Here is a 6,298-nt window from a genome sequence, read left to right as displayed (position 1 = left end):
ATTACGTTTAACTCGGCATTGATTATACCACCTAACTTATTGTTAATCAAGATGATATATCGTTTTTTTGTGATGCTTTTCTTAACTTAATGACATTGGGTTGCAAACCTGAACCCGCGAATGTAGTCGCACGCAGACAGGGGTGTTTTGAATTTTATGCTTTGTCATTAGAATTTGTTTCGTATTTCGTATTTAGCATTTCGGATTTCACCATTAAATATTTTGCCAAAAAATGCAAAGAAATTACGGATAAGGTACTATCAGGAATTTCTCAATGAGTTGAGGTTTTTAAAATAATTTCTACCTCCCACCGTCCACAGTCGGCAATCGGCAATTTGCCGACTGTAGATTGCCAATTGCCGACTGTATTGAACCATTTAACTATTTTACACCTGCAGACAAATAGATCTTGATTGCTAAAAAAATATATTGGTATTTTATCGGCTTTTTTGGGGGGGTTGCCCTCCTGTTCTGGGAACTGGATGACATTGTCGGTATCCACAGAGACGAAGCGATATTTGGCCTGTTAGCGGAAATGATTCTCGAAGGAGTGCGGCCTCTCACCGGTATTTTCAACAATTATACATCTCCGGTCCATTCATACATGCTTGCTGTTTGCGTATGGTTTTTTGGGAATTCTGTGTGGAGTCTGCGGTGTCTGGGCCCCGTCTTTACCCTCATAACCATTATTGCAATTTTTGATATTATACGGCAACATTGCGTTATCCGGGCGCGATGGACAGCCGGCCTTCTTCTCACCTTCCCGCCCGTTGTAATGCTTTCACGGCTTTGCGGAGAAGTCTTTGTGCTTAATCCCTTTTTCTTTTTCGGGACAATTTGGATATACGTAAAACTCTGTAATAACGCAAAAAAATACGTCCGGATAACAGGATGGATACTCTCCGGTTTTGTTCTGTCGTTTGGAATCTGGAATCACGTAATTTTTCTCCCAAGCGCAGTTTCTCTCGTCATTTGCTATGCACTATTCAGGTGGCCCGGACTGCGGCGTTTTTTAATCCATGGTATGTTTTGCCTTATCGGGTTTTCAATTGGACTGATACCACGGTTTGTTTCAATGCTTGCGCTAGGAATGGACTTATTTCCCCAAAAACCTTCCATTCCTCCGGCTTCATTGAAAACCGCGCTCTTAAATCTTCTCTATACCCTATCGGGAGACGGACTTTACGCGCGGTTTTCAGGGGGAAGCATCCTCCCATTCGTATGGGGAATCCCGGCAATATTAGCGATCTTCGCAACAATATTCCTTGTTTCAAAACATGATAAAACGGAAAAGAAGATGTTTTGGGGTATCATTACCTTTATTGCCATTAACTTTGCCGGTATCTGGCAAATTACGCCATTCGGTTCTGTCGGTTCGCGCATATGGCTGATTATCGCATGGGTATTACCTGTTTTCTTAGGGTTTTGCAAGACAAACGCTAATAGAGGGTTGTGGCGTGTTTTGGGCGGCATTGTGATTTTAATAAATTTGACATTGTTGGCGGCAAATTATTATATTCCAAACAGCCGTTCAAACGGCGTAATAGAACCTTCCGTTTATGTGGGCGGTAAAACCGACAATACATGGGATTATTACGATCACCGCCAGATCACGGAAGCACTGCTTCAGTCAGATGCGGAATACATTTTTATTTCCAATATTAACGTATTTACCTTCTACTATTTAACTCCGGAAGACCAAAGACACAGGATAAAACTGCTTTGGCCCGTCATATTGGGAGGCGGAGGAAATACCCCGGAGAAAGAAAAGCTATACGGGCAGATAACCTACAAAGGGCAAATGCCCAAAACCGCCCTTTTTGTTTTTTATAACACAGACAAAGATTATCTGGCACATTTTATACAGCAACCGTTTTACAACATGACGGTTCAGGCAAAGGACATTGCCGTTCCAGGATTTCTTATTTACCGTTTAAAATAATATTGCAACATATTTGTTACAGGGTCAAATGGTTTTATACTGGTTGAATTATTTTGTGGAGATTGTAAAGATACCGCTATTTGGGGATTCTTTAATGTTGCGGGTATACACCCAGCCTACCTGCCCTTTTGCGGTTTTTACAAAAGCCGCCTTTTCCATTTTATTGATAAACACAATTTTTTCCCCGTGATGCGCTTTCCCAATTACACCGGAGAGCTTGCCATTTTTATAATTTTCCAATAAATATATTTCTTCTTTCGTTATCGTTACACGACTTTTGCCGCTACTGCCCATAAGTCTGAATCCGCTCGTTTTTTGAAGTGATTTCGCCACAAATAATACGAAGGCTGCGATAATAAATAGTAGTATAGTGGTGGTAAGCAGCTTTTTTAGCATGATGACATTCTTTTACTCTTTTTTTATCTGATGAAAAAACAGGACAATTGTCAGGTGGTATTCTAAGGGAAAAAATGGAATATGTCAAAAATGTGAAAATAAAAGTGGATTTTCTTCCCAAACAAGCCGGAAAAGAAAATAAAGGGAGAAGGGAGGGAAAAGTCCTAATACATTTTAAAACGATTTTTTGTTGCCACTGGAAAAAAGCAGGTTTGCAATCCGTATGCTACATTACCGTATTCTCTTTTGGCGGAAAGCAGGAATCGTCGTTTTCTTTACCGCCCTCATCTTTTTTTCTTTTTCGGCGAACACAGCATCGTAGAAAAAAGCGGCGGCCACACCGCCTAAAACAGGACCTACCCACCAAACATAATGGTTTGCAAACTGCCATGACGCGATGGCTGGCCCAAATGCCCTTGCCGGGTTCATTGCACCACTGCTAATCGGGCTGCCAATAAGGACGCCGAACAACACAACAAGCCCGATAGTTAATCCGGAAAAACTACCAAAAGACCTTTTATCAATTGCCGTCCCAAAGACTGTAAGAACGAGCAGAAAACTAACGATAAACTCCATAACGAGTCCCTGCATTACAGAAATCCCGTCCCCTAACGTGCTTGATCCCAGATAAACCGTATATATTGCTTCAGGAAATAAAATCTTAAGGACAAAACCAGCCAACGCAGCGCCGGCAATCTGTGCTGCAATGTACTTTATAGCCAGATTCGGATTCATCCTTCTGGTGACCCAACATGCTATTGTAACAGCAGGGTTAATATGTGCGCCTGAAATATAGCTTAGTGCATATGTTATAGAGACAATTGCCAATCCATAAGCAATGGAAATCCCTAAAACCCCAATACCGACCCCTCCTGCTTTCCGCAGGTAATAATCTGTACAAATTGCGCCGGCAGCAATAAAAACAAGCGTAAAAGTGCCTAAAAATTCTGCAATGTATTTTTTGAATGAGTCCACCCCAGATTTCTCCTCTATTAAGTTTCTAAAACACAAAATCTAAAAAATGAAACCTTCACATTTTTCTACAGGACAAACATCTAACAGGATGAAGCTTAAAACAACACGAAACCTTATAGTTACTGTATTATTTTTAAAAAAACAAATTCCACCCTTAAAACGGGAATTTTAGAATAAAAAAAAGTAATTTATCTCTAAGATATTTGCTGGCATGCTTTTGAAGAAATCGCCCATTTCGTAATGCTTATACATTTAATCCTGGTATTTGTCAAGTGTTTATTTTGACAATTTTTACGTAAAAATGAACAATATTTAATAATAGTTTTGTCGACGAAATACATCGGGTAGCCGCCTATTAATACTGTAATTATTTCACGGGGGTGGGAATTGAAGTGTTTGCAGATGCGCTATCTTCCTTTGGGGCAGGCGTAATGGTTTGATCCAATTTGATATGTGAGGGAATGGGGAGTTTTTTGTAATTGAGCGTACCATCTCCCAATTGGCCATATTCGTTATTTCCCCATGCCCAAATCGTTCCGTCTTTCTTTAAAGCGAGACTGTGATAATATCCTGCCGCTATTGAAACAATATCGCTGAGTCCATGCACCTTTAATGTAGTATATTGATAATTGGAAGTAGAGCCTGTCCCAAGCTGCCCTGTCCTGTTGTATCCCGTTGACAACACAGTACCGTCCTGTTGCAAAATGAGAGCATGATAGCCGCCGGTTGCAATTGAAACACTATTATTAAGCCCATTAATACGAATTGGAATTTTGCTATTTGTTTGTGTTCCGTTTCCCAGTTGACCATAGGTATTCATACCCCATCCCCAAACACTGCCATCAGCTTTCACGGCTACATTGTAATTGTTCCCGCTTGCAATAAAAACTGCCCCATTGAAATCATAAACCGGCGTAGGGATGGAACTTTCCGTCATAGTACCATCCCCCAACTGTCCATATCCATTGGCGCCCCAACCCCATATTGTTCCATCCGCCTTCAGCGCAAGATTGTGATGATTGCCGCCCGAAACTGCAACAACATTGTTCAGTCCCTGTACTTGCATGGGTTTATATGCATCCGATTTTGTTCCATCGCCTAGCTGGTCTAACTCGTTATTGCCCCATACCCAAACTGTTCCGTCTGATTGCAAAGCAATACTATGGTAGAATCCGGCACCAATCCCAGTGACGTCTTTTATGGTTTTCACCTTTACCGGCGTGTTGCGGTTTTCGTTCGTGCCGTCGCCTAATTGCCCAAATCGGTTATTTCCCCATGCCCAGACGGTTCCATCTGATTTCACGGCAAGATTATGCTCCCATCCGGCAGCAATAGAAACTATACCCTCCAGTCCTTTCACCTGTATGGCAAATTTCCGGGGATTGGTAGTACCATCGCCCAATTGTCCGGTATGGTTACCCCCCCACGCCCAAACAGTACCATCTGATTTCAAAACAAGGCTGTGAGAACCTCCACCTGATATTTGAGGAACGGCAGCAAATAACGAACAACAGAAAGTTAACATTGCCGCTACTATTAAAATACAATAAGAAATGTTACTCGCCATGTTTTCTGAAAACCCCTTCTGTAACTTTATTATCATCGTATCTATTTGCCTGTACTTGTTTTAATATCAATCGGAATAAAAATACATCAAACTTAATATGTGTATAGTTTATAACAATAATACGTTTGAAATTGCAAAAAAAAAATATATTATTCGGTTTCCGTTACTTAAACAATTTCCTTATCCCGAAAAACAATGGCGGAGAGTGTACGAAAAATATCAATATAAATCTTGGCAGCACTTTAGTTTTTTGAAAAATTCCAATAATCGTAATGTAGGGGCGAAGCATTTGCTTTAAATTGTCATAAAATGTGTTCATACCCAAGCGGACAAATGCTTCGTCCCCTAATTTTTCAAAAACTAAAGTGCTACAAATTTTGTATTGCCATTATTCCGTACCCTATGCTAGATTACGCCTGCATATTAGTGAAGATTCGTTAAACCTCAGTATTAGAGGAGAAAAAAAGACATACTATGGAAACAAATGGGAATCGTCTTGTTGAAATATCTGCATTGGGTGAAGTCTCCAGTCCATCAGGCGGAGCAAAGGCATACAGCATATCTCCCGAAGGGATACCTGCCATATTACCAGGCATAGGCGGAATTACTTATAATGTAAAAATTGGGGATAGTGCGATACAATGGGAAGCGGACCATGTTGAGCCCTGTGTATCCATCAGGAATAAAGACAAGGAAGAAAATGGTGCGCTCAATTTATTGGCTTGCATCGGAAATAGCGCAAAAGTTGTGTCTGGAGACGCAAAGGGAGATACAGGCGTCGTTACGGGAAAACATGGCGGCATAGAAAACGTGCTGGTAGATTTTGATGATAAAACTATTGAAAAACTCGTAATAGGCGACAAAATACTTATTCGCTGTATCGGTTTGGGCTTTTCTTTTGCAAATTGCCCACAAATAAAAACCATCAATCTCTCCCCTAAACTTCTAGAAGCATTGCCAATAAAATATGACAAGACAAAAGGGGTGATGCAAATCCCAGTAACACACACTATACCGGCAGCAATTATGGGATCAGGGCTTGGCTCACAACACTGTTATCGGGGAGATTATGATATACAATTGTTCGACAAACAAACAATAGAAAAACATAACCTGGATACCTTACGGCTGGGAGATATTGTAGCGATTATGGATGCGGATCATTCCTATGGAAGAATATATAAAACCGGGGCTGTAACGGTAGGGGTTGTTGTTCACACAAATTGCATAACAGCAGGCCACGGACCTGGGGTTACCACATTGTTTACTTCCGCTGAAGGCAAAATCTCTCCCTATAAAGACAAGAATGCCAATATAGGCGTTTATTTGAATATTGGAAGATTTAGAAAATCCAAAAAAAGAAAAACAAAGTAACATCTTACTTCAATTAACATTGGTACATTAGCACTTATTCCCAT

Annotated in this window: 5 protein-coding genes; 2 read left to right on the top strand and 3 right to left on the bottom strand. The window is 40.6% G+C overall.

Annotated elements, in window-relative coordinates:
• Positions 1–409 precede the first annotated feature (409 nt).
• Entirely contained in the window at positions 410–1,942 is a 1,533-nt protein-coding gene (locus ABJL82_RS13200) for a glycosyltransferase family 39 protein (protein WP_347275161.1), read from the top strand.
• A 48-nt stretch (positions 1,943–1,990) separates the two neighbouring features.
• On the opposite strand, the gene ABJL82_RS13195 is transcribed toward ABJL82_RS13200, so the two are convergent.
• The 3 genes from ABJL82_RS13195 to ABJL82_RS13185 form a co-directional block, all read right to left on the bottom strand.
• The gene (locus ABJL82_RS13195; protein WP_347275160.1) at positions 1,991–2,338 is read right to left on the bottom strand and encodes a hypothetical protein; all 348 of its coding nucleotides are present in this window, start codon (positions 2,336–2,338) and stop codon (positions 1,991–1,993) included.
• Between the two features lie 231 nt (positions 2,339–2,569).
• On the bottom strand, positions 2,570–3,313 hold the full coding sequence (locus tag ABJL82_RS13190; RefSeq protein ID WP_347275159.1) for an MIP family channel protein: 744 nt from the start codon (positions 3,311–3,313) through the stop codon (positions 2,570–2,572).
• 367 nt (positions 3,314–3,680) lie between these two features.
• On the bottom strand, positions 3,681–4,916 hold the full coding sequence (locus tag ABJL82_RS13185; protein WP_347275158.1) for an RCC1 repeat- and reductase domain-containing protein: 1,236 nt from the start codon (positions 4,914–4,916) through the stop codon (positions 3,681–3,683).
• Between the two features lie 438 nt (positions 4,917–5,354).
• Between ABJL82_RS13185 and ABJL82_RS13180 the strand changes: the two genes are divergently transcribed.
• The gene (locus ABJL82_RS13180; RefSeq protein ID WP_347275157.1) at positions 5,355–6,254 is read left to right on the top strand and encodes a DUF4438 domain-containing protein; all 900 of its coding nucleotides are present in this window, start codon (positions 5,355–5,357) and stop codon (positions 6,252–6,254) included.
• The last annotated feature ends 44 nt before the right edge of the window (positions 6,255–6,298 follow it).

The organism is Candidatus Kuenenia sp. (genome assembly GCF_039794105.1).
GTDB lineage: Bacteria > Planctomycetota > Brocadiia > Brocadiales > Brocadiaceae > Kuenenia.
The sequence above is the reverse complement of the archived record's forward strand: the minus strand, read 5'-3'. Positions and strand labels throughout refer to the sequence as shown.